The 2,774-nt window shown below is 24.0% G+C and carries 3 protein-coding genes; 1 reads left to right on the top strand and 2 read right to left on the bottom strand.

What is annotated here, in order from left to right:
* Nucleotides 1-200: 200 nt before the first annotated feature.
* Together G3997_RS04120 and G3997_RS04115 are read right to left on the bottom strand one after the other, a co-directional pair.
* The gene (locus G3997_RS04120; protein ID WP_296648553.1) at nucleotides 201-884 is read right to left on the bottom strand and encodes an FtsX-like permease family protein; all 684 of its coding nucleotides are present in this window, start codon (nucleotides 882-884) and stop codon (nucleotides 201-203) included.
* Entirely contained in the window at nucleotides 871-1,638 is a 768-nt protein-coding gene (locus G3997_RS04115) for an ABC transporter ATP-binding protein (protein WP_296648550.1), read from the bottom strand. The genes G3997_RS04120 and G3997_RS04115 overlap by 14 nt, the downstream gene beginning before the upstream one ends.
* 172 nt (nucleotides 1,639-1,810) lie before the next feature.
* On the opposite strand from G3997_RS04115, the gene G3997_RS04110 reads away from it, so the two are divergent.
* Entirely contained in the window at nucleotides 1,811-2,482 is a 672-nt protein-coding gene (locus G3997_RS04110) for a response regulator transcription factor (RefSeq protein ID WP_296648545.1), read from the top strand.
* Nucleotides 2,483-2,774 lie beyond the last annotated feature (292 nt).

Here is a 2,774-nt window from a genome sequence, read left to right as displayed (position 1 = left end):
GTGCAAAAACTATATGATATTTACAATTCCATTTACTATGTGGTAAACTATTATTGTTCATTATCGAACACTCCTACATAAAATTTATAGCATTGGTCTCAAACCTACTATAATTTTATGGAGTTTTTTATTTCTACTCATAGCTAAAAGCTTTTTAGAACCACAGGTATAACCTGTGGTATTCTTAATATAAAAAAAGACTATACAAATGTATAGTSTTRTTTAGTTGATATATAAAAACTAATAATAAGCATTATAATAGAAATAACTACTGACAAATAAGATAATTGTGTGTTTATAGGCATTTTCAAATTTTCATTATCATTTTTAAATAAATCTACTAATTTAAACTTATATATAGTCGTATAAGCCTTTATAGATGTAAGTATAATTATGAATAAAAAAACTGTTATAGTATTTAATATAGGTTTAAAAGAAAATGAAAAATCTATTGAAAGACTGTTATCTATTAAGTTTATTAAAATCATTGCAAAGAATCTAGAAAATAATAAACCTAAAATAATACCAATAAATAGAGAAATTAATCCAATAATAAGATTTTCAAAAAACATCATTTTTCCTATAGTTTTTTTAGGTATACCAACAATTGAATATAGACCTATTTCTTTTTTTCTTCCTCTTATAAAGAAAGCATTAGAATAAAAAATAAATATTAGAGAAAATAAAATAATAATCATTGATGACATAATAAATATTGACTCTAATGAAGTAAAATTATCAATAGCTTCTATTACACTATCATTATATCTTAAGGATACGAAAGCATAATAAATAACTATACTTAATATCATAGAAATAAAGTAGATAATATAATTTTTTAAGTTACCTAAAATATTTTTCTTTGCAATACTAAATAGTGTCAATAGAGACACCCCCTAAGGCTGATAGCACATCTAGTATTTTTTTGTAGAAATCTTTTCTGCTAGAATTACCTTTTACAACTTCAGTAAATATTTTTCCATCCTTTATAAATACTACTCTAGAACAAAAACTTGCAGCAAATGCATCATGAGTAACCATTAATATTGTAGCTTTATCTTCTAATGTTAAGTTTTTAAAAATTTCAAGAAGATCTGTAGCTGATTTAGAATCAAGAGCACCAGTTGGCTCATCAGCTAAAATTAAACTTGGATTAGAAATTAAAGCTCTAGCAGTAGCAACTCTTTGTTTTTGACCTCCTGAAATTTCTGAAGGATATTTATCCAATATATTTGTAATACTAAGTTTATTTGAAACATCAGCAACTTTACTTTCTAATATATCTATATCCATTCTAGCTACGGCCAATGGTAATAATATGTTCTCCTTAACGCTTAATGTATCAAGTAAATTATAATCTTGAAATACAAATCCTAGATTGTTACGACGAAACATACATAGTTCATCTTCATTCATAGTAGAAATATTTGTATCATTTATAATTACATCACCTGAAGATTGAGAGTCTATAGTAGCTAATATATTTAGTAATGTTGTTTTTCCAGCACCAGAAGGTCCCATAACTCCTAAAAATTCTCCTTCCAATACATCTAAATTGATATTATCAAGACCTGTTACAAGATTATTTTTTCTTCCAAATATTTTTGTTAATGATTTAGTAGAAACTATTTTTTTCATTATATCTCCTCCTTTTTTCATAATTAAATTATATTATTTATTAATGATATTTAAAATTGAATTATCTTACAAAATAGCTTGCAACCTTACAATATTGTAACCATTCTATAAATTATTAACTATTTTGATTATAATATAGAAATGAAAATAGACATATAATAAGGAGCTTAGTATGAAAATATTAATAATAGAAGATGACATAAATTATAGAGATAACCTATGTAAATTATTAGAAAAATGGCAATTTAAATTAGTTGTAGCAGAAGATTTTAGCAATATAATAGAAATATTTATTAAAGAACAACCAAATTTAATTCTATTAGATATTAATCTACCACAGTATGATGGATTTTATTGGTGTAGCAAGATAAGAGAGTTGTCAAAAGTACCAATTATATTTATTTCATCAAGGAATACAACTATAGATATGGTTATGTCTATGAATATGGGTGGAGATGATTTTATTCAAAAAGATTTTGATCAACAGGTTCTTATAGCTAAAATAAATGCAATCTTAAGAAGAACATATTCTTATATAGACACTACTGATACAATTATTGAACATGAAGGATTAATACTTAACTTAAAAGATGGTCAGGCATATTATGATGATAAAAAAATAAATCTTACAGGTAATGAGTTTAGAATTTTAAGTATTTTAATGGAAAATAAAGGTAATATAGTAACTAGAGAAAAAATTATGAGAAAGCTTTGGGAAAGTGAAAACTTTGTAGATGATAACACATTAACAGTTAATGTAACTCGTTTGCGTAAGAAGCTTGAAGACATAGGAAAAAGAGATTTTATCATAACGAAGAAAGGACAAGGTTATATAATACAATGAAGTTAATAGACTATGTTAAAGATAAGAAAAAATTTATTGTATATTATTTTTTTATGATGATTTTTATTTCTATTATATTTTTCCTATCAAATTCACAACAAGATAAATTAAGTAATATAGTATATATAAACTTGGTTGGACTCATATTTACAGGAATATATATATTGGCAGAATATTTAGGTAAGAAGGATTTATACAAAGAGATAGAGGATATTACCCAGAGTGATAAGCCTAATTTAATTAAATTTTCATCTAAATTTTCTAATAATGAATTAAAACTATTTATAAGATT

Origin of the sequence: Romboutsia sp. 13368 (assembly GCF_018336475.1) — a bacterium.
GTDB lineage: Bacteria > Bacillota > Clostridia > Peptostreptococcales > Peptostreptococcaceae > Romboutsia.
The sequence above is the reverse complement of the archived record's forward strand: the minus strand, read 5'-3'. Positions and strand labels throughout refer to the sequence as shown.

Coding starts and splice junctions, on each gene's coding strand:
- G3997_RS04110 (WP_296648545.1), top strand. CDS start 1,811: ATGAAAATATTAATAATAGAAGATGACATAAATTATAGAGATAACCTA.
- G3997_RS04115 (WP_296648550.1), bottom strand. CDS start 1,638: ATGAAAAAAATAGTTTCTACTAAATCATTAACAAAAATATTTGGAAGA.